The organism is Staphylococcus sp. HMSC065D05 (assembly GCF_001813195.1).
Classification (GTDB): Bacteria; Bacillota; Bacilli; order Staphylococcales; family Staphylococcaceae; genus Staphylococcus; species Staphylococcus epidermidis.
Window position 1 is genome coordinate 1 of the sequence record NZ_KV811770.1, and the last position, 26,324, is coordinate 26,324.

Annotated in this window: 24 protein-coding genes and 1 pseudogene; all 25 read right to left on the reverse strand. The window is 33.2% G+C overall.

The annotated features are described in order from the left end of the window. Positions 1 to 70: 70 nt before the first annotated feature. On the reverse strand, positions 71 to 1,333 hold the full coding sequence (gene sucB, locus HMPREF2897_RS10330) for a dihydrolipoyllysine-residue succinyltransferase (protein WP_002476124.1): 1,263 nt from the start codon (positions 1,331 to 1,333) through the stop codon (positions 71 to 73). Between the two features lie 18 nt (positions 1,334 to 1,351). After that, positions 1,352 to 4,156, reverse strand: coding sequence for a 2-oxoglutarate dehydrogenase E1 component (locus HMPREF2897_RS10335; protein ID WP_070593157.1), 2,805 nt, complete (start codon positions 4,154 to 4,156; stop codon positions 1,352 to 1,354). A 411-nt stretch (positions 4,157 to 4,567) separates the two neighbouring features. Then, positions 4,568 to 5,938 carry a HAMP domain-containing sensor histidine kinase gene (locus HMPREF2897_RS10340; protein ID WP_002446426.1) on the reverse strand — a complete coding sequence of 457 codons (1,371 nt, stop codon included), beginning with the start codon at positions 5,936 to 5,938 and terminating at the stop codon, positions 4,568 to 4,570. Continuing rightward, positions 5,935 to 6,594 carry a response regulator transcription factor gene (locus HMPREF2897_RS10345; protein WP_002476128.1) on the reverse strand — a complete coding sequence of 220 codons (660 nt, stop codon included), beginning with the start codon at positions 6,592 to 6,594 and terminating at the stop codon, positions 5,935 to 5,937. Before HMPREF2897_RS10345 ends, HMPREF2897_RS10340 begins: the two co-directional genes overlap by 4 nt. 560 nt (positions 6,595 to 7,154) lie before the next feature. Further along, entirely contained in the window at positions 7,155 to 7,922 is a 768-nt protein-coding gene (locus HMPREF2897_RS10350; protein WP_002446428.1) for a DeoR/GlpR family DNA-binding transcription regulator, read from the reverse strand. Between the two features lie 6 nt (positions 7,923 to 7,928). After that, positions 7,929 to 9,254 (reverse strand): MATE family efflux transporter, encoded by a 1,326-nt coding sequence (locus tag HMPREF2897_RS10355; protein WP_070593159.1) that lies wholly within the window; start codon positions 9,252 to 9,254, stop codon positions 7,929 to 7,931. Beyond that, entirely contained in the window at positions 9,241 to 10,095 is an 855-nt protein-coding gene (locus tag HMPREF2897_RS10360) for a metallophosphoesterase family protein (RefSeq protein ID WP_002446430.1), read from the reverse strand. Before HMPREF2897_RS10360 ends, HMPREF2897_RS10355 begins: the two co-directional genes overlap by 14 nt. 13 nt (positions 10,096 to 10,108) lie before the next feature. Continuing rightward, a complete protein-coding gene (locus tag HMPREF2897_RS10365) occupies positions 10,109 to 11,005 on the reverse strand; it encodes a carbohydrate ABC transporter permease (RefSeq protein ID WP_001830948.1) in 897 nt (298 codons plus the stop codon). A 15-nt stretch (positions 11,006 to 11,020) separates the two neighbouring features. After that, positions 11,021 to 12,709 (reverse strand): extracellular solute-binding protein, encoded by a 1,689-nt coding sequence (locus tag HMPREF2897_RS10370; RefSeq protein WP_070593161.1) that lies wholly within the window; start codon positions 12,707 to 12,709, stop codon positions 11,021 to 11,023. Between the two features lie 11 nt (positions 12,710 to 12,720). Further along, positions 12,721 to 13,677: an ABC transporter permease gene (locus tag HMPREF2897_RS10375; RefSeq protein ID WP_070593165.1), complete on the reverse strand. Its 957-nt coding sequence runs from the start codon at positions 13,675 to 13,677 to the stop codon at positions 12,721 to 12,723. Then, a complete protein-coding gene (locus HMPREF2897_RS10380; RefSeq protein WP_002446434.1) occupies positions 13,674 to 14,765 on the reverse strand; it encodes an ABC transporter ATP-binding protein in 1,092 nt (363 codons plus the stop codon). The genes HMPREF2897_RS10375 and HMPREF2897_RS10380 overlap by 4 nt, the downstream gene beginning before the upstream one ends. Positions 14,766 to 15,115: 350 nt before the next feature. Further along, complete coding sequence (locus tag HMPREF2897_RS10385; protein ID WP_002476105.1) at positions 15,116 to 15,730, reverse strand: phosphatase PAP2 family protein; 615 nt, start codon at positions 15,728 to 15,730, stop codon at positions 15,116 to 15,118. Positions 15,731 to 15,742: 12 nt separating this feature from the next. After that, positions 15,743 to 16,816, reverse strand: coding sequence for an undecaprenyldiphospho-muramoylpentapeptide beta-N-acetylglucosaminyltransferase (locus HMPREF2897_RS10390; protein ID WP_002457662.1), 1,074 nt, complete (start codon positions 16,814 to 16,816; stop codon positions 15,743 to 15,745). A 17-nt stretch (positions 16,817 to 16,833) separates the two neighbouring features. Continuing rightward, on the reverse strand, positions 16,834 to 17,337 hold the full coding sequence (locus HMPREF2897_RS10395; RefSeq protein ID WP_002446437.1) for a GNAT family N-acetyltransferase: 504 nt from the start codon (positions 17,335 to 17,337) through the stop codon (positions 16,834 to 16,836). Between the two features lie 334 nt (positions 17,338 to 17,671). After that, the gene (locus HMPREF2897_RS10400; protein ID WP_002489972.1) at positions 17,672 to 19,147 is read right to left on the reverse strand and encodes a S41 family peptidase; all 1,476 of its coding nucleotides are present in this window, start codon (positions 19,145 to 19,147) and stop codon (positions 17,672 to 17,674) included. A gap of 344 nt (positions 19,148 to 19,491) precedes the next feature. Continuing rightward, positions 19,492 to 19,716, reverse strand: a complete 225-nt coding sequence (locus HMPREF2897_RS10405; RefSeq protein ID WP_001831241.1) for a YozE family protein — start codon at positions 19,714 to 19,716, stop codon at positions 19,492 to 19,494. Beyond that, positions 19,716 to 20,216, reverse strand: a complete 501-nt coding sequence (locus tag HMPREF2897_RS10410; RefSeq protein WP_002446439.1) for a PTS sugar transporter subunit IIA — start codon at positions 20,214 to 20,216, stop codon at positions 19,716 to 19,718. The genes HMPREF2897_RS10405 and HMPREF2897_RS10410 overlap by 1 nt, the downstream gene beginning before the upstream one ends. 12 nt (positions 20,217 to 20,228) lie before the next feature. After that, positions 20,229 to 20,657 (reverse strand): peptide-methionine (R)-S-oxide reductase MsrB, encoded by a 429-nt coding sequence (msrB, locus tag HMPREF2897_RS10415; RefSeq protein ID WP_002490000.1) that lies wholly within the window; start codon positions 20,655 to 20,657, stop codon positions 20,229 to 20,231. Next, complete coding sequence (gene msrA, locus HMPREF2897_RS10420) at positions 20,650 to 21,177, reverse strand: peptide-methionine (S)-S-oxide reductase MsrA (protein WP_002457665.1); 528 nt, start codon at positions 21,175 to 21,177, stop codon at positions 20,650 to 20,652. The genes msrB and msrA overlap by 8 nt, the downstream gene beginning before the upstream one ends. Before the next feature lie 102 nt (positions 21,178 to 21,279). After that, positions 21,280 to 22,128: a fatty acid kinase binding subunit FakB2 gene (gene fakB2 / locus HMPREF2897_RS10425; RefSeq protein ID WP_002446442.1), complete on the reverse strand. Its 849-nt coding sequence runs from the start codon at positions 22,126 to 22,128 to the stop codon at positions 21,280 to 21,282. Positions 22,129 to 22,137: 9 nt separating this feature from the next. Then, positions 22,138 to 22,623 carry a trimethoprim-sensitive dihydrofolate reductase DfrC gene (gene dfrC, locus HMPREF2897_RS10430; protein ID WP_070593167.1) on the reverse strand — a complete coding sequence of 162 codons (486 nt, stop codon included), beginning with the start codon at positions 22,621 to 22,623 and terminating at the stop codon, positions 22,138 to 22,140. Positions 22,624 to 22,663: 40 nt separating this feature from the next. Continuing rightward, complete coding sequence (locus HMPREF2897_RS10435; RefSeq protein ID WP_070593169.1) at positions 22,664 to 23,620, reverse strand: thymidylate synthase; 957 nt, start codon at positions 23,618 to 23,620, stop codon at positions 22,664 to 22,666. 321 nt (positions 23,621 to 23,941) lie between these two features. After that, entirely contained in the window at positions 23,942 to 24,604 is a 663-nt protein-coding gene (locus tag HMPREF2897_RS10440) for an ABC transporter ATP-binding protein (protein ID WP_002446445.1), read from the reverse strand. Between the two features lie 15 nt (positions 24,605 to 24,619). Continuing rightward, a pseudogene (locus HMPREF2897_RS10445) lies at positions 24,620 to 25,668 on the reverse strand (ABC transporter permease). Positions 25,669 to 25,869: 201 nt separating this feature from the next. Beyond that, entirely contained in the window at positions 25,870 to 26,307 is a 438-nt protein-coding gene (gene brxA / locus HMPREF2897_RS10450; RefSeq protein ID WP_002457670.1) for a bacilliredoxin BrxA, read from the reverse strand. Positions 26,308 to 26,324 lie beyond the last annotated feature (17 nt).

Genomic DNA, 26,324 nt, shown 5'->3' on the forward strand with positions numbered 1-26,324 from the left:
TTATTAAGTTCCCGTTTAAGGGGGTCAGTACCATTTACGTCGTTGTTTTTTAAGTATGTTAGGTTCCAAATTATGATTCAAGTAATAAATCTTCAGGATTTTCAATGAGTTCTTTAATGGTTTTTAAGAATCCTACAGCCTCTTTCCCATCGATGATTCTATGATCATAGCTTAATGCGATATACATCATTGGACGATTTTCAATTGTATCTTTATCAACTGCAATTGGGCGTGTAATAATTGAATGCATACCTAAGATAGCTGCTTGATTACCATTTATAATCGGTGTACTCATCATTGAGCCAAAGATACCGCCATTAGTGATGGTAAACGAACCGTTAACCATGTCATCAAGGCCTAATTTTTTATCACGAGCTTTTACGGCTAAATTAGCGATTTCTTGTTCAATTTCTGCAAAATTTTTCTTATCACAATCTCTAACAAATGGTACGAGTAATCCATCGTCAGTGGATACTGCAATGCCGATATCGTAAAATTGTTTAGTAATCATATCATCGCCATCTATCTCAGCATTTACTTCAGGATATTTTTTGAGAGCTGCAACGGCAGCTTTAGTGAAGAAGGACATAAATCCTAATTTAGTACCATCATGGTCTTTGATAAATTGCTCTTTTTTACGTTTACGTAAATCCATAACGTTTGTCATATCAACTTCATTAAATGTAGTAAGCATAGCTGTTTGATTTGATACTTCTAATAATTTTTTTGCAGCAGTTTTTTTGCGTCGAGACATTTTTTCACGAATAACAGGTTTTGATGGATTGTTATTGGTTTGTTTAGAACCACTGTTTTGTGATTTGCTTTCACTTTTAGCTGTTTCACTCGAAGATTTTTGACTATTTTCAACATCATCTTTTCTTAAAACATCATTGCCTTTTCCGGATACTTCGCTTAAATCAACGCCATTTTTACGTGCATGTCGACGTGCAGATGGTGTTGCACTGATACGTTGTTGGCTATTATCTTGTGTATTTTTACTTTCACTAGAATTCGAATTAGATTGTTTTGGCGTTTCTTTCTCTTTAGCTTCATCTTTTTGTGAAGATTCGTTAGAACTATCGCTAGATGTGTTTACTTGTCCTTCTCCTACTACAGCTACAGCTTGACCTACTTCAACTGTATCGCCTTCCTCGGCTAATTGTTCTGATAATACCCCAGCTTCTTCAGAAACTACTTCGACGTTAACTTTATCTGTTTCTAGTTCTAAGATAGCTTCACCTTTATCTACATTATCGCCTACATTTTTTAACCATTCTGCAATGGTACCCTCTGTGATTGATTCTGCTAATTCTGGAACTTTTACCTCTGCCATACTTATTTTTCCCCCTAGTTAATTGTTAATGCTACTTTCAATAATTTTAGTTTGTACAAGTTTATGAATTTCTCCATCGCCTTCAGCAGGTGCAGCTCTTTGTATTCTACCGTGATAAGTTAAATCATATTTATTAGCAACAAGTGCTTTTAGATAAGGATACACAAATAACCATGCACCTTGATTTTTAGGTTCTTCTTGAACCCATGACACATTTTCAAGATGAGGTAACGATTTTAATACTTCTTTAATTTCTTCTTCTGGGAACGGATATAATCTTTCTACTGCTATGAGAAGAATAGAATCGTTAGGATTTTTAGCTAAATATTCTTTTAGGTCAATATACATCTTTCCTGATGCTAAAATCACTCTTTTGACTTTTTGTTCTTCGATATCTTCTGTGATGATAGGTTTAAAACCGCCAGATGTAAACTCATCAATAGGTTTAGCTACTGTTTTATTTCTTAAAAGACTCTTAGGTGACATGACAATTAATGGTCTCATTTCTAATGTATCTAAACTAGCGGCTTGCGCACGTAGTAAATGGAAGTAATTACTTGCACTAGATAGATTAACTACAGTTGAATTATTTTCAGCGGCTAATTGTAGAAATCTTTCTAAGCGTGCCGATGAATGCTCTGGTCCTTGCCCTTCAAAAGCATGTGGTAAGAAAAGTGTTAAACCTGAACGCTCACCCCATTTTGCGCGAGAACTTGAGAGGAAATTGTCAAACATCATTTGAGACATATTAGAAAAGTCGCCATATTGAGCTTCCCATATGTTAAAGTTACCTTTATTTTCGACGTTATAACCATACTCAAATCCAACTACAGCTGCTTCAGATAGCGGCGAATTATGAATATCAAAAGTAGCCTGTTGTTGAGGTACATGATGCAATGGCGTGAATGTATTACCATTTTCTTCATCATGAAGCACAGCATGTCTATGACTAAATGTTCCCCGTTCACTATCTTGACCTGTTAAACGAATTGAAGTTCCATCTTGTAATATGGTTGCAAAAGCAAGTTGCTCTGCTTGAGCCCAATCGACGAGCCCCCCTTCTTTTTCAAAAGGTTCTCTACGTTTTTCAAGTACTTTATTGAGCTTTTTCAGTACATGAAAATCTTTTGGATAATCAAGCATTGCATCATTGATTTCTTTTAAATGATCAAATGAGAAATCTTTCGTATCACTTTGTAAAGGTAGTTGGAGTGATTCTGGTTTTTCCATATCTGGGTTATTCATTTTGTCATTTTTATCAATTTTATCATGTGCTGTTCGCATTTCTTTTTGAACACTGTCAATGACTTCATTCATTTCGTCTTCAGAAATAATACCTTCATCAACTAACTTTTTACCATATAAAATTTCAACTGAATCATGTTTTCTAATATTTTGGTATGGAACTGGATTAGTAATAGAAGGCTCATCCATTTCATTATGCCCATAACGACGATAACCTACTAAATCAATAACTACATCTTTATGAAATTCTTTACGGAACTCCATTGCAATTTCAATAGCTTCAATTGTTGCTTCTACATCATCGGCATTTACGTGTAGTATTGGAACATCGTAACCTTTAGCTACGTCGGAAGAGTACGTTGTTGAACGTCCATCAAAAGGTTCAGTTGTAAAACCGATTCTATTATTTGTAATAATATGAAGTGAACCACCTGTAGAATATCCTTTTAAACTACCTAAGTTCATCGTTTCAAAATTAATACCTTGACCTGGATATGCCGCATCACCATGTATAATAATCGGCATTGCTTTATGGAAGTCGGTAGATGGACCTCCTACTTGATGTGTATTATCTTGTGCTGCTCTTGTTTTACCAGCAACAACGGGTGCAACGATTTCCAAATGACTTGGATTATTCGCTAAAGAAATACGTTGTTCTATTCCATATGAGTTAGTCGTTTTAACGCCACCTAGGTGATACTTCACATCTGATGTCCAACCTGAAGTTAATTCTAAACTACCATCTTCTGGTAAAAACTTCATTGGATCTGTATGCATAAATTCTGAAATCATCATCTCATAAGGTTTTTCCAAGACATGCGTTAATACATTTAAACGTCCACGGTGAGCCATACCGATTTGAATGTTTTTAATCCCCTCGTTACCTGCTAATGTGATTGTGTGTTGAAGCATTGGAACTAACGTATCGACACCTTCAATTGAAAAACGTTTAGCCCCAACAAAATTTTTGTGCAAATATTTTTCAAAACCTTCTACGTGTGCGAGTTTTTTGAAAAGTTCTTTTTTTTGATTATCGTTTAAACTTGCTTTATAAGGCGTTTCAATTCTTCTTTTTAACCACACACGTTCTTTATTATTATTAATGTGAGTGTATTCAAAAGCTATCGGTCCTTTGTAACGTCTTTCCATACGAACAATTGCATCATAGGCATTGTCATAAATGTCTTTAAAATGTTCAGAGACAATTCCAGATGATATTTTTTCCAAAGTTTCTTTATCTAAATCAAAATCTTCGATTTCTAATTTAGGAACATTTTGACGCTCTGGAGGATTTACTGGATAAATATCTGCTTTTAAATGTCCGTATTGACGAATATTATCGATTAAGCGCATAACACGTTTAATTGTGCTATCTCCCGCTTGTGAACCACCCCCATCAGTGGTAGGTTTAGCTTCGATATGAGCTTCACCTGTTTTAATTGTACTGAACAAGACTTGTAAATCTTCAGGTACGGATGATGGATCTTGTAGATAATCATCATACAAATCTAGCATAAGGCCAAGATTTGCACCGAAGTTTACAGGAGCCTCTGTAAATTCTTTCTTGTTCTTAGTCATTTAACACCCTCCACAAAAATGATGAAACGCTTACATGGTTATCATAGCATTATTTCATATATTGTTAAAGTACATTTACCTATTATTATACAAAATAGGAGCAAGACAGAATTTACTCCAAATTCATAGTCTCGCTCCCGTATGATCGCTATCTCCATCTATCAAGTTTAGATTGTCAAGTCTATAGTAAGAGAACTTTTGTGAAGAAGTTCCTTTCATTAGTATGACATGATATAGCTATTCTAATCAGCATCTTAGTATAATGTCCGTAATCTTTATTTATAATGATAGGTGTCAATGGATTTAATCATTTATAGTACTAGTTTAAGGATTGTTAATATCTAAGCCTGTAATAATTTATTTGTCCCTTGTTTGATCGTAATCATTCGTTACTTAAATAATACTATTTATTTAATTTAGTACTGGAAAACTGATTTTGAAAGTCGTGTAATTTTGTAGTTCACTTTCAACCTGAATCATACCACCGTTAAGTTGTACAATTTTTTCAGCTATTGATAGTCCTAATCCATTGCCTCCCTGACTACGTGCACGTGATTTATCTACACGATAAAATCTATCAAAGATAAATTCTAAGTCAGCTTTTGGTATACCCATACCATGATCAGTAATATCAATCATAATCATTTTATTTTTTAGTTGAGTAACAATTTTAATGTGCTTATGTTCAGTATCGTATTTCATTGCATTATCAATAAATATGAGTAAAAGTTGTTCAAACTGATGACGGTTAATTTTTAATTGGATAGGTTTAGTAGCAAGATGTGTTTCAAAGGTATAATCTGGATGTAGGTGTTGCAGTGACTTCACACGTGACTGAATCTCGCTATTTATGTCTACATTTTCACATTCCAAAACATTATGATTGACTCTATCTTTGGTAAGTAAAAGTAGTTCTTCGACAAGTTTTGTTATTCGATTCACTTCCTCAATTGAAATATTCAAAGATTCCTCCAAAACTGCTGGATCTTTTTTTCCCCAACGTTGAATTAAATTGAGATGACCTTGAATAATCTGTAGTGGCGTTCTTAATTCATGTGAAGCATCCTCGACAAATTGACGTTGCTGATTAAAAGATTCTTCTATTTGATACATCATTTCATTAAAGGTATCAATTAAATTGTCTGTTTCTTCATAATTTGTAGTTAATTCAAGTTTATTTTGAAAACCATCTCTTCTAATTTGATTCATTTTATTGGACATTGTAACTATTGGTTTAGTAATTTGCGAAGAAAAGATATAACTCACGCCGGCGGTTATAATGGTTGCAATTAATCCAAAAGCAAGTGCAACGATATAAAGTGATTTAACGAGATTATCATAATTTTGAAGAGAATGGACTAATACACTGTATCCAGAAAATTCCTTCGAACGTATAGGTTCAGTTATTACTAAGTAATTAATACCGTGGCTTCTATGAATATGTATACGTTCAGGATGTTTGAAATCAATTTTGTTATCATAAGCAAGTGTATTATCATTTGATGTTTGAATTAACTTTCTACCCTTATCATCATAAATCAATATTTCTTGAAAATTTTCTAAGGATGCATTTAAATCCAATGCAGATATATCACTTAAAGATTTTGAATGGAACAGATTGGCGATATCATTTGAACTTCTTTCAGCTTCGTCAATTTCACTACTTCGTAAAGTATCTTTTAAAAAGAAAATAATAATTAAGCAGAAAAGTAATATTGTCGTGAAGGTAATGAGCGTCGTAATAAGCATCCATTTATATTTTAATTTTTGACGCTTAATCATCGAATCACATACCCTACGCCACGTACTGTTTCTATGGATTTTTCTTTATTAAAAGGTTTGAGTTTATTACGTAAATAACGAATATAAACATCAACGACATTCGTTTCTACTTCACTATTATACCCCCATACGTGATTGAGAATTTGTTCACGTTGCATGACGTGGTTACGATTTTCAGCTAAAACATATAGTAAATCGTATTCTGTTTTAGTTAATTCTAATTGATGGCCATTAACAGTAACTTTAAAGGCATCTTTATCAATGATAATACCATTGATATCTAAAACATCTTTATCTGGCTGTCTGCGCAATACCGCTCTTATTCTTGCAAGCAATTCTTCTATATCAAAGGGTTTTACAATGTAGTCATCTGCCCCATAGTCCAACCCAGCTACTTTATCATATGTCTCGCTTTTTGCAGTAATGATGATAATGGGAGTAGTTGTTTTTTGACGAATTTGTCTACAAATTTCTAGACCATTTATGTTTGGAAGCATTAAGTCTAAAATATATAAATCATAGGGCTTAGATAATGCTTTGTCCAAACCTGCCTTTCCATCATTCTCTATATCAACAGTATAATTTTCATGAGTTAATTCAAGCTCTATAAATCTAGCAAGATTTTGCTCATCTTCTACGATTAAAATATTTGTCATATTTGCACCTCACGCTACATCTTAAACAATTAACTCGTATTTCTAAAGATGTAATTCAAAATTGTAAATGATTTGTTATGAAACTAGTATCATTTTACCATGAACCACCTTAATAGATAGTCGAATAAGTAGACTGTCTTTAGAAAAAGTCACTCTAGCATTATCATTATATTTAAATTAAATCGAAAAAATGTATATATTTCTAATTGACAATCATTATCAATCATGTATAATGTTAATTGAAAATGATTATCAATAACAATTGAAAAACATTCCCCCCACATACAAGTTGTTCTTTTGGATTGGTCATTTTCAACTATCCCCTTTTATATGCCCGTAAAAGACTAACGTTAAGATAGGACGTTTCAATAAAAGCAGTAGGCCTTTGACACTTGAGGTCTGCTGTTTTTTAGTGCCACTGCAACGAAAAAAATATTCATTGCTAGTGGCACTTATACTTGGGCAAAGCCTCAGGTGTCACCATTCGTAAAATTAAATAAAGCCTGAGGCGTCTTCTTTTATTTAAAAAAGACGAAGTCTCAGGCTTCATTTTCTATAAGTTAAATCTGTAACCAATGCTTCTGATTAAAATATTCTATATTCTGAGGTTTAGCATAATCAGAAATCATATAATCAATTTCGCTAAACCCATCAATACGATACGACGCATGCGCATCTCGCTTACTACTATCCGCTAAGAGATAACTCAGTTGACTTTTTTGAATCATAATGTGACTTGCATGCGCTTCTTCCAGATCAAATTCATAACAATCACTCGTATCAAACGAACCACATGAAATAAAAGCTTTATCAAATTTAAAACGTTGTAATAACTCATTCGTCATATGCCCGCGCACAACATCTTGTTCAGTATTCGTCTTTCCAGCAAGCATAATCACTTCTGCTTGAATTCGTTGCTCCTCTATAGCACGATTCAATTCATCCGCAATCTTCAGAGAATTCGTCACAATCGTGGTCTGAGTAATATCATTGAGATATTGAGGAATTCGCCCTGTTGTGGTTCCACCATCGATGACAATAATTTCTCCAGACTGTATTTGCAAAGCAGCTTTCTTAGCAATACGCTCTTTTACTTGTGATTGTTTCTGCCACTTATTCGCATATGATTTCTCTTTATTAATATGATTGTATTGTATCGCACCTCCATGTGTACGTGTAATCAGTTTATCGTTTTCTAAGGTTTCTAAATCCTTTCTCACGGTTTCAGGCGTAACTTGTAAGAATATAGCTAAATCTTTTACTGCCACCTGTCCGTACTGATCAACACGTTTACGAATAAGATTCAAACGTTCATTTCTTTTATACATAATTATCTATACTCCAATCTGCTTCATTCGTGCTTGCCAACGATCATTTCGCCATCTAAGATACATAATGATAAATCTCAGCGCTTCATCAGCAATACTCACTAAAATAATTCCTGTATAACCTAATCTCCAATGAATACCTAATAGATAACTTCCAGGTAATAATAACAACCATGTGGTCACAACACTCACGGTGACTGGATAACGTACATCCCCTGTCACGTTTAATAAATCTACAATTAGATTATTAATTGCACGTATCGGTTCTAATCCAAAAAGTATAACAAGATAGTAAATGATTAAATGATAGGTTTGTAAGTCGTGTGTTATCCAACGTCCACACACTATAAATCCTATAAATACACACGTCATAATCATGAAAGATTGTGTGATATTAAACCAAATACTTTTTATAACAACTTTCTTTAAAGTACGGTAACGTCGACGGGATATAAATTTTCCTAAATAAATTTGGCTAGCAGCACTAAATGCCATAGCACAACTAAAAGACAGGCCGCTTAAAACAGTAGAAACAGATTTCGCAGCGATGACTTGAGTGCCTAACATCGCAATAAATGCAGTTGTAAATGTCTGTGCAAAATTATAAGAAATTTGTTCACCTGCTGTTGGGATACCTAATGTCGAAACCTGATATATTTTCTTCCAGCCCAGCTTGAAGTAATGCTTGAATGGACGGAAAATTTGTATCAGCGCAATTAAAGCTAAAGTACATCCCAATAAACGACTGAACGCTGTTACCACCGCGACACCTAATACAGGGTTACCTACATATTCTGGAATAATAAAGAGTACGATACCGTTCAAAATGATATTAGTCACATTACTAATGATAGTAATGCGTGTAGCTGATGATGCATGATTCATGACACGTAATACAGTACCAATATACATGTGACAGGTCGTTAAAGTGAGTACACTCAATATAATCATTCCAAATTGATAGGTCAGTTTGAATATATCTTGAGGTACCTGAAAAAGTCGTAAGATAAGTTCGAATGCGATCCCAATCACAATCGTAAATACGATAGATACTATGATATTGAACAACAAATTATGATAAATCTCTTGTGAAATACTTGAAGGTTGATGTTCCTTCAAATGAACAATACGTATATTTGTACCCACATGAATGATTGTAATCAGAAACGTGATGAGCATGAGTATTTGGCTTATCATTCCCGAAGCAGCAACGGCATCAGTGCTATAGCTGTTTAACATCAATGTATCAGCTTGACCCATGATGAGTATGAAAAGTTGTTCTATTAAAATAGGAATGTATAATGACCGAAACGTTCTTTTAGAAACGATCATCAAATTCTAACACTTTCGATTTATATATAGCGTCAGGTTGCAACTCAATTAATCTAGCCCCACGTTGTAAATCACCATAAGTATTGTAACCACCAACACGACCAAAGCTAAGGCGAATCCCATATAAATTAATCGTAAAATCATTGTCATGGTCATGACCGCAGAACATACCTTCAATATCACCGTTTAGTAACATCTGACTAAATAATCCGGAATTAATTTTTGAGCACGCAATAGGTTCATTGAAAATGCCATGATATTCACCAATATTCTCAACTTCTCTATATTCTTGTAATGGAATATGTGTAAATAATAAGTTATGTTGAAAGTTGTGTTGAAATTGAGTTTGATATGCTTGATGTGTTTCCCTAAGCCAATTCACATGTTCAGGTCTTATAAAATCATAATCACCTATGCCAAATGGATTATAATCTCCTCCATCAATAACATAAAGCACATGTGTGACTGTATCGTTGTTTACAACTTCTATTGTATAAGCTTCTTTATCATCAACAATGAGGCTATGATTTTTCTGTACATAGTTGGTAGAATATTGGTCCTCAATAGCGCGTAAGTCTGAACGTTTGAGATGCCCCTCTGTATCGTGATTACCAAATGTCGTTGCAATTTGCGTATCATATCGATTTAAATACTCCATTAATTTCTTATAAACGCGACCTGAATCAATGACGCCTTCAGACCAAATTTGGTCACCTGTTAATACTGTGATGTCAGGTTGATAGTGTGTCATCATATGATGAATTAAATCGTAAGTTTTTTGATCTTTTTCATCATTGTGTGGCCCAATATGTAAATCGCTTAATTGTAGAATTGTAGTCATTGTTTCGTCTCCTTTACTCTTTTGTCGAACCGATAGTTATACCTTTTACAAAATGCTTCTGAACAAATGGGAAGAGGAATAATACTGGAATTGTTAATAGTACAATCATTGCCATCTGCATTGAGTCCCCTGTAATTGTCAACTTGTCTAACATCGCATATGAACCTGACTTTTGTTTTAAAGCATCTGCAATGGCAGCTTGTTTCGTTAACATATCTTGTAAAACAGTAGCTAACGGTTTGAGGTTTGGATTACGTACGAAGAATGCACCTGTAAACCAATCATTCCACTGACTCACGGCGTTAAATAATGTAATTGATGCCACCACGGGTTTACTCATGGGTAAGACAATTTTCCAAAAGATTTGAAAGTCATTACAACCATCTACTCTAGCGGCTTCAATCACACTACTAGGTAATTGATTGAAGAATGTACGCATAATTAAAATGTTATAAACGCTATAAAGTGACGGTAAAATGTATACCCAGAATGTATCAGTTAAATGAAGTTGATTTAATAGGATATAAAGTGGTACAACACCGACACTGAATAACATCGTAAAGACTAGGAAGAATGAGATGATTCTTCGAAACGGTAAACTTTTGATTGTTAGAACGTATGCAGCCATAGCTGTTAATATGACGCTTAGTATCGTTCCTATGACTGTCTTTGCGATACTAATAAATAATGCATTTAATAACGTGCCTTGTTTAAATATCTCCTTAAAATTATCTAGTGAAAATTTACGCGGGTAGAAAGTGATGCCACCTTTTTGAGCATCTACCCCAGAGTTAAATGCTAAGGCAAAGATATTAATCATCGGGAGGATAATCGTGATTACTAAGCCAATAATAATGATTAATGAGATAATACGAATGACAAGTGCACTTTTATCTTGTGAAACTTTCATTGTCTCTGCCACCTCTTAATAAATAATTTGAGTTCCTTTTTTATCTCTTTGATTTTCAACGTATCTTTCAAATTGATTTAAGCCTGCCTCTTCTAAACGTTGCTTAGCACTATCAATAATTTGTTTCGCTTCCTTGTCTGATTGAGAATAATAAGCACGTTTAATAGCGTCACTATAATCATCGAGTGCAATTTCTAAATCTTCGCCATATTCATATTTAGATAAGAATGACTTTACTGTGAGTCCGTTTACGATTTTGGCGTGTTTCTGTCTTTCATCATAATGCCACATATCAGCAATCTTTTCAGGAGTCGTCTTTTTCGTTTTTGTATTATCTCCGTATTCAGTTTCACCGAAATCAGCTTTATTATCTATATCAGTATAACCAAGATGATCTGCCCAATAAGAACCCGCACCTCTAAAACCACGTTTTTTAGCTTCGTCTGGATTATTTTCAACTTCTTTTAACACTTCAGGTTTAACATGAGGTTTACCTTTCTTATCTAACGTATAGTCACGTCCTTTAATACCGTACTGACCGAGTAATTTACCTTTGCGACTTGCAAGGAAATCAGCGAGTTTAACGACGTCTTCAGGATGTTCAGTCGTACTTGGTACAGCCCAACCGTTTGCGCCTGATTTATATGGCTTTTCAACTCTAAATTTACCTTTGACTGTATTGAGTGGCCCAAGTGGAACGTATTTCATACTTTGATTTTCAGTAACATAGTTATGTAAATCTGAAACAATGCCCCATGAGCCATTTACGAGTCCTTCTTTTGCTTTATTTTCTTCCATTGTATAGAACTCTTTTGTCATTAAGCCTTTCTTCATAAGGTCTTTAACGTAATGTACACGTTTAAGTGGATATTCGGTTTGTGATTCATGTATAATTTTCTTACCTTTATTTAAAAATTTCTCATCAGACTGACCAGTCCACACAAGGTCATTATAGAATCTAGTACGATCGTCACCGCCCCATGCTGTTGGGCCAATAGGTGTGATTTCTTTACCATTATCATCTTTGAAGTGGTGTTCTTTCATCTTTTCAGCAAGTTTTTCTACATCTTTGGACGTCTTGATAGAAGCAGGGTCGATATGAAGTTTATCCATGATATCTTTTCTGACATAAGGACCACCTACAGTGCGACGTTCTTCTTGTCCTGGATGACGGTTAATCCCCATATGTACAAGGTACGTTCCATCTTGTTCTTTATTAAACATGATGTTATCTTTCGTATCTTTTGGTAAATATCCTTTTTTGAAATACTTACTATAAATTTTTGTGTTTTTAAGCATTTTCGTTAAGTCTGTGAGTCGACCTTGTTTCGCTGCTTTATTTAGTACTTTCATTTCAGGTCGTCCACTATCGTCTAAGTAATAAACGATGAAGTCGGGTAAATCTCCTGAAGCGAGTCCTGAAGTTAATGCTTCTGTGGAATCTTCATTAGAAACGGTTTGAAGTTCTAACGTGATGCCAGTCTTTTTCTTAAGTTCTTGAGCGACTTCTTTATTCATTTTAGGGGAGGCATCGTTATCACTTTGAAACACAAGTCCTTTAAGTTTTCTATCTGCAATCCATGTATCTGGTTTACCTTTAGCATCTGCTTCTCTTTTCGCTTCATCTTGCGTTTTATCTTTGCTACATGCTGTTACGAACAAAATGACTGCAATCATTAAGATGAGCATAGACTTTCTAAACATGTACATTCTCCTTAATATAGTGATGTATCCAGTTTCTTATCTGCGAATTTATTAATAATGACGACAGCGATAAGTCCTATCACACCCTGTAATAGGCTAATCGCAATTGCGTAACTGAAATCGCCTTGTTCAATACCAGTACGAATCACAAATGTATCCAGTATTTCTGAAACGTTAGCGTTACCTGGTGTTTTGAGTAGGTAAATTTGATCGAATCCTGCTTTTAAAATATCGCCTAGAGAAATGATGAATAAGATAACAATTGTTGGCGTTAACATAGGTAAGGTAATATGTATAATTTGTTTGAAACGATTCGCGCCATCAATCGCAGCTGATTCATAAATTTCAGGATTAATACTCATAATTGCTGCAAAATAAATAATGGAATCCCAGCCTACATTCTTCCATATATAACTAGAAAACATGATGGTGTGAAAATACTCAGGGTTCATCATAAAGTAAGTCGACCCGTCGCCACCAAATTGATGGATCAGTTGATTCATAAGTCCATCATCTGGAGCGAGTAATTTCTTGAAAATACCGATAACTACAACCCAAGATAAAAAGTGAGGGATGTAAAGTACGCCTTGAAATAAACCTCTAATCTTACCTAATTTAGAATCTTTAATTTCGTTAAACATAATGGCTAAAATAATTGGAAATGGTAGAGCTAAAATCAATTTCATGCCACTTATAATTAGCGTATTCATAATAATTTGAATACAGCGAGGGTCAGAGAAAAAGCGTTTAAAATAGTATAGCCCTTTCCATTCACCGCCGATGATACCAGTATCGAAGCGGAAATCTTTGAATGCCAGAACAAGACTTGTCATTGGAATATAGTTGAAAATCAAGAAAAAGAGTAAACAAGGTAAAATCATTAAGTAAAGTACTTTGTGTTCCCACATTCTTTTTAACAAAGGTTTTTGATGAGCGGATTGAAGGCTTTGTTTTTTGTTTTTACTCATGATAAAACCTCCTCTTGTACTCTTTCGCCTGAATCAGAATCGAAAAAGTGTGCATCTTCCGTTTTTATACCGAAGGAAACTGTTTGTCCTAATTCAAAATCCAAATTACTATCTACAGCTGCTATGATTTTATGCTCATTGTGATGACAGTGAAGTAATTTGTATGAACCAGTTAACTCAACTAAGTCTACAGTGAATTGAGAAAGTTGGATTGGATAATTACTTATTTCGTTATCATTAACAAGATGTAAGTCTTCAGGTCGTATACCAAGTCTGTATTGTGCATGCGATGCAAGTTGAAGTAATGTAGCATCAGCCACTTTTTGTCCATCGAAGTACCAAGCATCCATGTTGTAGGTCATTGGAACCATATTCATTGATGGGCTACCAATGAAAGTGGCAACAAATTCATTGACAGGATGACGATAAATTTCTTCAGGCGTACCAATTTGTTGTATTTCGCCTTGTTTTAATATGACGATACGTGATGCCATTGTCATAGCTTCAGTTTGGTCGTGTGTCACGTAAATCGTTGTTGCTTTCATTTGTTTATGTATTTTTATAATTTCGCTTCTCATGTTACTTCGTAATTTAGCATCTAAATTAGAAAGTGGTTCATCCATGAGAAAGATTTGAGCTTCTCTAACGATAGCTCGACCAAGTGCCACACGTTGACGTTGTCCTCCAGATAAGGCTTTAGGTTTACGGTCGAGGAGGTTTTCAATTTCTAATATTTGAGCTGCATGTTGAATTTTTTCGTCATAAATTTTCTTCTTGATTCCTCGCATTTTTAAGCCGAAAGCTAAATTTTTATAAACTGTCATATGTGGATATAATGCATAGTTTTGAAAGACCATAGCAATCTTACGATCTTTAGGTTGTAAATCATTGATTACTTGATCGTTGATACTAATTGTCCCTTTGCTCACATCTTCAAGTCCTGCAATCATACGTAACGTTGTTGATTTCCCACATCCCGAAGGTCCTACAAATACTACAAATTCATTGTCCTCAATATCTAGATTGAAATCTTTAACTGCGTGACTACCATTGTCGTAAACTTTGTTTAAATCCTTGATTTGTATCATGTCTTTGCTCCTTTGAAGATTTAATCACAAGTTCAGTATAAGTAATCGCTATTAAAGTAAACTTTTTTCAAATTTAAGTTTTCGTAAATCAAAATTTTTTGTTTGTAATTTTTCAAAAAACAAAAGACTTAAAACATTTATAAGACAACATTTTAAGTCTTTTATTAACAAAAATGAAAACAAAGAAATTAATATAAGATAAATATTATTAACATTGAGCTTACAAACAATATTTATTTAAAAACGCCGATTTGAATATACTAAATAAACCACTAAAATCATTGTTTACTCACAATCATTTCAGTGGTTTGGTCAATACCTATTTAATTTAAAATTCCAACCGCGCTTCTTTATACAGCGAGTTGTTTTTTCAATATTAACGTTGATAAAACAATGCAGAAGGCACCACCAATAATGCCGGCAATAATATCTGTAGGGTAATGAACGCCTAGGTATACTCTAGAAGTTGATATTAATAAAATGAAAAGTGCGCATAAACCGATTAACACGCCTTTAGAGATACCCGAATCATGACGGTTTATTACATATATAGCGCTTCCAAAGAATGAAGTTGAGCCCATAGCATGACCACTTGGAAAACTAAAGCCGGAAATGTCAATTAAACGCAATAATGTTGGACGTTCCCTATCAAAGATATTCTTTAATAGTGGATTGAGTGTACTAGATAAGCTCATTACTATTACAAAGAATAATGTCTCAATCTTGAAACGTTTTAGCATAAGGTAAGCAACTAATAATAAGGATAGCGCAACCATTGCCCAAACTTCACCAATTTTTGTTGCACCTAACATAATAGATGTGGTAATGAAACTTTCAGATGAATAAATAAATTCATATACTTCGTTATCTATCCATTTTCCAAGCCTTGACTCATGAAAAAAAGCTATTATACCAAAAATAAGTGTAAAAACAATCAGCAATGAAATGCGTTTCCATCGATTCATTATAGGTGCCCCCTACTTGTTTAATGCATCATGAATAATTTTATCAAATAAATCTTCTTTCGTGTAACTCTCTTGATATGTTTCCATTTGTTTAATAATAGATTCACGATGTAATTCAATATCATTTAATTCTTGCAATAAGTTAACTTCTGTAAGTTGATCTTCAGGAATATGACGACCATAACCCTTAGATTCAAAGTTTTTAGCATTATCAATTTGATCTCCTCTTGATTGATCAAGTCCTAAGGGGATGAGTAGCATCGGTATTCGCAGCGTTAAAAATTCATAAATTGCGTTAGAACCTGCGCGACTTATAACAGTATCAGTGATTGCTAATAAATCAGTTAAGTCGTCTTTAACAAATTCAAATTGAACATAACCTTTTTTATTAATTGAGTCATCAACAAGCCCTTTTCCAGTTAAGTGTATAATTTGATAATCATGGAGAAGTGCCTCAATATTTTGACGAATGATATTATTAAGTTTTTTACTACCTAAACTTCCACCCATGACCAATAACACTTTTTTGTTTTTATCAAAATCAGTGAGTTGATAACCTCTTTCTTTATTCCCTTGTTTTAAGTCCTCACGTACAGTAGCTCCAACAAAATCAGCTTTATCTTTTGGAAGATATGCAAGTGTATCTTCAAAGGTTGTGTATATTTTCTTAGCAAATTTTAAAGAAATTTTATTAGCTAATCCAGGAGTTAAATCTGATTCGTGTATGATAGTTGGAATTTTTAAAGAACGTGCGGCTATAACTACCGGAACACTAACAAAACCACCTTTTGAAAAGAGTAAGTCTGGTTTTTGTTTTTTAAGTATTTTACGTGCATCTAAAATTCCTTTCAAAACTTTAAAGACATCTTTTGCATTTTCAAAGGATAGATAACGACGTAATTTACCGCTTGATATTGGATAATATTGAATATTAGGGAGTTGTGACTCTATCATTTCTCTTTCAATACCATGTTTTGAACCAATATAAAATGCTTCGTGTCCTTTTTCAATCGAAGTAGGAATTAAACTTAAATTCACTGAAACATGTCCTACTGTTCCTCCACCTGTATATGCAATTTTTGTCATAATTACAACCTCTATTCTTATATGTTTTTATAATAAGCATAAAAAGGTGCCCCTCTATCAAAAGGATGATAATCTATCTCTATCTCATCAACTTTAGTAAAACCAAACTTTTCAAATAATCCTTGAGCAGGTTTATTGAGGGCAAATGTATCCGTTAAAATGACATGAATATCATGTTCATTTGCTAAGTCCATGGCAAATTGGAAAAGTTCAGTCGCAGCACCTTTATATTGTTTTGATCCAGCTAATCTGTGAATAACGTATGCTCCATTTCGATTAACAGGCCAATCAATGTCATCATACCACTCCGATTGGTTTTGGTCGATAACAATAAAACCATAAATTGTATGATCAACGTCTAAAACGTATAGTGTTTTATTTTCGATGTCTTCTTCAAAATGCTCTTTCGCGGGATATTCATCATCCCATTGGTTGTTGTTGAATTCTTCCATAATCTGTTTAGCCTCTTTGACTAATTGAGTAATACTAAGTAAATCATCTTTAGTTGCTAATCTAATCATCTTACTAAAACACCTCTTTTTTTAAATTTTAACGAGTAGTAACAATAAATTTAAATCATATTGATACTTTCAAGACTCAATCAATTAACGAAAATCTGAAAATGTTAAGAAATGATTGGGACCATACCTTAATAGGAATAACTTTTATAAAAGTTGTATTTCCAACTAATCAGAATTATCAGATATGATTAAGAGCCTGTACATATACTATATGTCTCAGGCTCTTAATTCAAACGTGAATGGTTATTAAATTTAAGAAATCCAACTCTTTAAGAATGATATTACACTTAAAGAGTTGAATGCGTTCTTTTCGTTTAATGGTTTTCTCGCAAGTTTATTTTAGTTTGTTTAGTAAATCGTTTAAAACAGTATCTTTTTTATTCGCTTTTTCAACAAGTTTTTCAGTAAATTTATCATTTGTTTTTTTATCAAAATTGCCATTAACTTTTAAATTATTGTCTTGTTGAAATGTTTTAATAGCGGATTCTAATTGTTCGTCAAATATGTTTGTTTCATTATCAATTTGATAACCTAAAGCTTTTAGACCTATTTTCATCGTTTTAACATTTTTATCTTTTTCACCCTGATGATAAGTTTTGTTATCTGGAATGACATTGAGTGATTGGTATTTTGGTGTTGAGATACTAACATCTGGTCTAATTCCTTTACCATGTATATAATGGCCATCAGGCGTTAGCCATTTCATCTCTGTATATTTAATTAATGAACCATCACTGAATTCACGAGTGGTCTGAACGATACCCTTACCAAATGTTTTAGAACCATAAACTTTAGCTTTATGATAGTCTTTCATAGCACCTGTAAACACTTCTGAAGCACTAGCTGATCCCTCATTAACTAAGATGGATACTTTCATATCTTTTGCTTGTTTTAGTGCTTGATTAGAAGTTTTTAATTCTTCCTTATCCTTACCTTTTTCCAATTGAACGACTGTATTTCCCTTATCAATAAAGATGTTTGCCATCTTGACTGCTTCATCTAATAAACCACCCGGATTATTTCTCAAATCTAAAATGATATGACGGACGCCTTGCTTATGCGCTTTTATGATTGCAGATTTGAGTTCACCAGAAGTATTGCTCTGGAATTTATTGATTGTTAAAACGCCTACATTGTCCTTTTTCTCATACTCTACACTCTTAACGTGAATGGTATCGCGTTTAATCTTAATATCCTTTTCTTGCGAACCACGTTTTATAGTTAAAGTAACATATGTTCCTTTTTTACCTCTGACCATTTTAACAACTTGATCAAGTGGTTTACCGACTACCGAATGATGATTCACTTGTGTGACGATATCTTTAGGTTGAATACCAGCTTTTTCTGCTGGTGAATCCTTCATTGGACTAGTAACACTTATCTGTTCATTTTTCTTTTGCATTTCGGCACCTATGCCAACGAAATCACCTGATACACCTTCATTAAATTGTTTTGTTTCTTCAGCAGTCATATATTCTGAATATGGATCTTTCAGTTCTTTAACCATACCATTTATGGCAGATTGAGTTAATTTATCAGAACTTTGCTTTTTGTAATAATCTTTATTAAGTGTTTGATAGACATATTCAATTTTTTTTAAATTTGCACGTTGTTCTTTATTTAAACCACTTTTTTGATGGCTAATTAAAATCGTTGATACTACAGTTATGATAGATGTTAAAAGAATAATGCCCAAAATAATGAGTATGAAATGCCATAATTTAATTTTTATTTGCTTGCTATTTTTAGACGGTGTTGACTTTGTATTATCATCTTGAGATGTTGCATGATTTTTTTGATGATCATTCATGGTATCACATCCTTATACGTTCATATTGAGTTATACAAAATATAAATTCATGGTTATATTTATACTTAATCATTAACAAGTTATTGAGGAATTTTCATCTTGTATGTATTCGAATATTTTTAATTATGATGTATGTAAGTAAAAATCACATGAGGCTTGAGTAGTACATGCTAAAAATTACTATATTAAACGTATGTTTCATTGAGAAAACAGTGTAATTATTCTGTGTACGTCAAACAAAAGTTATAACTAAAAAAGTGTAGAGTTTGAATCCCTTTACATTAAAACACCTGAGACAATGAGTCGTGTCCCAGGCTCTATCAATATTTATTAGTGAAAAGAATTTAAAACTTCAACCATTCCGTATAGTCATCATACAAGTCATCAAATACAGACATTGGTAGGGTGAATTCGCTATGTGTCTCAATATATTCAGATAATGTATTAAAATCATCTTCGTGTTTTGGAAAGGCAAGGTCTTCAAAAATTTGCTCAGCAAAAACCCCTTTATCATCTTTTCTTCCACGCACGGTCATAATAAATTGATAAAATGAATAATTCTTAACCATTAGCTTACTGTCACATCAATAACTTGTGTTTCCCCTTTAACTACTGCTTGTACGTCTTCAATATGAATTGATTCAGTTTGATCAGAGTTTGTAATAATAATAGGGGAAATAATAGATTTTGCATTATTATTAATATATTCTAAGTCAAAACGTATAAGAGGATCACCTATTTTAATGTCATCCCCACTTTCAACAAGTACTTCAAACCCTTTGCCATCCAATTGAACGGTATCTAATCCGATATGAACTAATAACTCTAATCCATTTTCGGCTTTTAACCCTACAGCATGTTTTGTTGGAAAAACATTATCGACTTTGCCTTCAATCGGTGAAACAACCTCACCCTCTGTAGGATTAATACCAAAGCCTTCTCCCATCATTTTTTGCGCAAAGACTGGATCAGGAATATCTTCAATCTTGACATACTCACCTGTCAAAGGTGCGTAGATTTTAATGTTTTTGTCAATTTCTTTACCTTTTCCAAATAACTTTTTAAACATGTAAATGCACTCCTATTTTTTGAAATGTTTAATTAAATCTCCATATCCTAACTCTTCTAGTTTATCATAAGGTATAAACTGAATCGCAGCAGAGTTAATACAGTATCTTAAACCACCTTTTTCTTTAGGTCCGTCATTAAAAACATGCCCCAAGTGGCTATTCGCTTTTTCTGATCGAACTTCAGTTCTAATCATACCAAATGATTTATCAACAAGTTCTACGATTTCATCATCATTTAATGCTTTGGAGAAACTTGGCCAACCGCAATTAGATTCAAATTTATCCTCTGAAGTAAATAATGGTTTGCCGGACAATTTATCAACGTAAATTCCTTTTTCAAAGTGATTCCAATACTCGTTTTGAAACGGAGGTTCAGTACCATTTTCTTGAGTAACTAGATACTCCATGTCATTCAGTTCATCTTTGTTTTTTTTAATCATTTTGAGACCCCCAGTGTGATTCGATAAATGCTTTTCTACCAGATCCACGTTGGTATTGTTCATAATGCGTAGGATTCTTTTTGTAGTAATCTTGATGATATTCTTCTGCAGGATAGAAATTTTTATATGGTTTAATCGGTGTGATAACCGGTTTTTTAAAGATACCCTCTTCGTCAATTTGTTGTTTCTTTAACTCGGCAGCTTTGCGTTGATTCTCATCATGATAAAAAATGACAGGTTGATAGCTTTCACCCCTATCAAAGAACTGCCCTCCGTCATCAGTTGGGTCAAACGTTTTAAAATAAACGTCTAATATATTTTCAAATGTTGTAATATCAGGATCATATTCAATCTGTACAGCTTCCACATGCCCTGTTTGATTTGTGCATACCTGTTCGTATGTTGGATTTTCTACATGTCCTCCACTATATCCGGAAACGACTGATTTTATTCCAGGATATGAGGTGAAGGGTTTAACCATGCACCAAAAACAACCTCCAGCTAGTGTTGCATATGCCATGTTATATTCCCTCCTTAAGTTATCTGTTTGTTTAAATTTACGCTATATTGTCGGGAATTTAAAGTATTTAACTCAGAATCTTATATGTGATTTTGTGACAACTTAGTTCAACGTATCTCTTAATACCACAAGTCCAATAGCACCTTGTCCAGTGTGCGTCGAAATCACTGGAGTTGTTACATTAATATCAAATTGGTTAAAATCAAATGATTCTGTAAATGATTTTTTGATTTTATCAACGAAATCTTTAACGTTGGCGTGAGCAATCCCTATTGATTTAATTTTATGATCTTTAACAAAATCTGTAATTTCTTTTTTTAAATATTGGACACTAGAGTTTTGAGTTCTAGAATTATGCACTAGTTCAAGTTGACCATCTCTTAAAGTTCCGATTGGCTTAATTTTCATAATGTTTCCAATTAAACCTTTTGTTTTACTTATCCTGCCACCTTTAATGAGTTGATTAAGCTGACCGATAACCACAAACAGTTGCAAGTTATCACGTAATTGTGTCATTTCTTCCACTATTTTTTCTGTTGATGTACCTTGACTTATTAATTCAACAATTTGCTTAATTTGATAACCTAACCCAAACGAAATAGATTTAGAATCAATCACTGTGATATTACCATCTACCATATGACTCGCTTGAACAGCAGTATTATAAGTACCACTTAAACCTGACGAAAGATGAATACTTATAATTTCAACGTCATCTTGAGCTAATTGCTCATATGTTTCAATAAATCGACCAATAGGTGGTTGACTTGTTTTGACGTCTGCATCATTTTCAATATAATCGATATACTCACTTGAAGAGATATCAACTTGATCAGTGTAAGATTTTCCGTCGATTGTCAGGCTTAATGGTATAACATGAATGTTATGTTGTTTTAAATATTCATGTGATAAATCAGAGGTTGAATCTGTGACGATAATTTGTTTAGCCATAATTGCCTCCTATTCCCCTTTTCTACGCACTAAATGTAAGAATGTATGCGGTATAGTATTTTTTTCATCTAGTTGACCTTCCACTGAAGATTCGACCTCCCAGTTTTCGAATGTGTACGGTGGAAAGAAAGTGTCTCCTTGAAACTTCCCATCTATTACTGTGATATACATATCATCTACCTGGTCAATCATTGCTTCGAATAACGTTTGTCCTCCAAATATAAAAACATGACCAGATAACTCTTTAATTTCATCAAGAAAGTTTATAACATCTACCCCTTCATGGTGAAATGAAGCTTGGTTAGTGAGCACAACGTTACGTCTATTTGGCAGTGGTTTCCCGATAGAATTAAAAGTTTTTCGACCCATTACAAGTGTATTTCCAGTGGTCAGTTGTTTAACATGCTTTAAATCATTTGGTAAATGCCATGGTAATTGATTTTGGTACCCAATGACTCTTTGTTTATCGTGAGCGACAATTATTGATAATGTCATGGTATACCTCCTTTCTGTATGCGAAATATTAATGCATTTTTTATACCGCAATAGGTGCTTTAATAGCAGGGTGTGATTCATAATTTATCAATTCTAAATCTTCATAATTAATATCAAAAATTGATTTATCTGTATTAATTTTTAATTGAGGTGGTAGATAACTTTCTCTTGATAATTGAGTATGTATTGCATCCATATGATTGGAATAAATATGTGCATCTCCAAACGTATGAATGAATTCACCCACTTCAAGTCCACATTCTTTTGCAACAAGATGTGTCAATAAAGCATAACTTGCAATATTGAAGGGAACACCTAAAAATATATCAGCACTTCTTTGATATAATTGACAATTTAATTTACCCTCTTGTACATAAAATTGAAACATTGTGTGGCAAGGTGGTAATGCCATTGAATCGATTTCAGTAGGATTCCATGCTGAAACAATGTGTCGTCGAGAGTTTGGATTGTTTTTAATTTGTTGTATAACTGATTTTAATTGATCATAATGATTACCATTTTTATCTTCCCAATCTCTCCATTGTTTACCATAAACATTCCCTAGGTTGCCATATTTTTTAGCAAATGCATCATCGTTTAATATACGTTCTTTAAATTTTTTCATTTCTTCTTTATACTGCTCGTTAAATTCAAGGTCTTGCTGAGAACGATGTCCAAAATCTGTCATGTCTGGTCCATGATAATCATTAGACTGAACATAATTTTCAAAAGCCCATTCATTCCATATATTGTTATTATATTTAAGTAGGTATTGAATGTTTGTATCTCCTTTAATAAACCATAATAATTCAGTTGCTACTAATTTAAAAGAAACCTTTTTGGTTGTAAGTAAAGGAAACCCTTTGGTTAAATCGAAACGCAATTGATGCCCAAATTTGGAAATTGTCCCTGTATGTGTGCGATCATCGCGTCTATTCCCTATTTCTAATATCTCTTCGCATAAGCCATGATAAGCTTCGTCGAATGGATTATACATGCGTACAACTCCTTATAAAAATATGTATTATCTTAATGAACATTATACTAGAAAAGATGTATCGATAGAAGAGAGAGGGTTTTGAGTTTATAAAATTTTAAATCTTTTATGTAAAATATCTCATATAAAACAAATTAATAAATGGGAATGTGTTGAATTGGTTGTTCAATCTTGACAATATGAATTTGAGTTGTGAAATTTTCTTACATAAGATTTTTTAAAGACTCAATGGACTGTTTTTTTATAAAAAAACCGAGTCACAACAAATGTTGACTCGGGAATTTCAAATATGAAATGCAAGTAATTATGAATATTTTATTTCTATTGGAGTGAAAGAAGTCCATCCTCCATGAAATATGTTTTATCACAAAAATGAGTTAAACGTTCATCATGAGTAACAATCACACATGTTTTATTTCTTTCTTTCGTTTGTTCTTGAAGTATTTTCATTACAGCCATTGCATTATTCGTATCTAGTGAAGCGGTAGGTTCATCTGCTAGTATGATTGATGGATTTGTGTAGATAGCTTTAGCTATTGCCACACGCTGTTTTTGACCACCGGATATTTGATTTGGTAATTGATTGGTAATATCCGATAAATTTAGCTGTTTAACCAATTTTTGATATCCATCTTCACTTAATGTATCTTTTTTATATTTGCCAAGAAGTTTGAATTGTTGTTCGATTGTTAAAAAAGGCACGAGATTCGTCGATTGTAATATAAAACCTATTTCGTTAATTCTTATTTTTGATAAGTGCTTTTCAGATAATATTGATATATTTTTGTTGTTGATGTAAATATTTCCTGAAGTAGGTCGTTGTAAGGCGCCAGCCATAGTTAAAAATGTACTTTTCCCTGAACCTGAGGGTCCCACAATAGCAATCAGTTCACCCTGAATTATTTTTAAATCGGTAGGTTTTACTGCCTGAATTATTTGATTGCCGTCTCTGAAAGATTTGCTCACTTGTTTGAACTCTAACATGTTTATGATTCCTTTCTATCCAATTGCTTTAAGTGGATTTATTTTTATTATAGACAGAACAGAAAATAGACTGCCTAATAAAGAAATAATGATAAGAACAATTCCATATATCAACATCGTTAATAAATTAAAATGAATTGGAACAACACTAGGCAAAAAGGTACCTGTTAATAGTGTTAAGAGAAATCCAATGATTGTTCCAATTAAAGATAATATGAAAGTTTGAGCAAAAACCATTTTTGCTAAATAGCCGTTGGTAAAGCCTTGTGCTTTAAGTACACCAAATAAGTGTGTTTTTTGGAGCGTTATAACATATAAGAATACGCCAATAACTGTTGCTGAAATTATAAATAAAAAAACGATCATAAAGTTCAAAGTTAAATTTTGAGCTTTATAGCCAGGAAGATTTTTAATAAACTGCGAGATTGAAATACTTTCTAAATCTTTGTTAAGTTTATGATTTTTCCAATTTGAGTCTTTGACTACTATGGCATTTGTTTTATCTTTTGATAATTTGGGATTAAGTTTCTCAATGGTTTTATTATTAGAGAATAGCACGGGTGAAGCATTATATTTAGCACTTTCTACAATACCTACCACTTTTAGCTTTTCATCTGATTGAGATAAAGATAAGATGTCACCTATTTTGAACCCCTTATCGGCTAGTGATTGATCAATGACTACTTCATTTGAACTTTCAACTTGATGACCTTTAATTATAGGAGGGATTAAAAATGATTTGTGTGTAACGCCGAAAAGTAACGCGTTTTCTTCGTGATGATGGTTTGAGATAATGACCCCTTGTTGTTTTAATGTGGTTGATTGTTCATAAGTATTTTGCACTTTGGATATATTGAATAAGGATTGCTCTACAGTTTGATTAGCATCTTTTTTTAATATGATAGCGTCTGCATTCCACTTTTCTATACCTTCAGTATTCATTTTAATAAGGCCGTTTGCAAGTCCAGACAGTAGGAATAATAAATAACTTATAAGTACTAATATGCCATGACTAAACTGAATTTAATTTTATTTCTTTTTATTTCATTCCAAGCTAAAAACATGAATGGTGCACCTCAATTTTTTACATAATCGTTGGTAGAGAAAGTAATCAAATAGAATGAGTTAAAGAACAATTACATTTAATATGTAAGTATGATTGTAATTGAAAAAAATAGGACAGGATTCATGTTGAATCGACTGTCCCACTCTAGTGAATGATATTAGTTTTAGTGATTCTTTGACATAGCTAGACAATATTAAGTTTATTGACAATTATCGTCAAAAGCATCTTTTAAATCCATAGCTATATCATTGATGTCGCGCCCTTCAATATGTTCTCGAGGTATAAAATGAACTAAATGTTGACCTTTAAATAATGCGTATGAGGGACTTGAAGGAACTTGTTGGATGTAATCTCTCATTGTTTGTGTTGCTTCTTTATCTTGACCTGCAAATACGGTTACTTTATGATCTGGTTTTACTTCATTTTGTTCTGCAACTGCAACAGCTGCTGGACGTGCTAATCCTGCAGCGCAACCGCATGTTGAGTTGATTACAACAAATGTTGTGTCATCATTATCTATATTTTGCATATACTGATTGACATCATCACTCGTTTCAAGACTTGTGAATCCATTGTCTGTTAATTCAGCTCTCATTTGTTGTGCAAGTTCTTTCATATAAGCTTCGTACCCATTCATCATAAAATGCTCCTCTA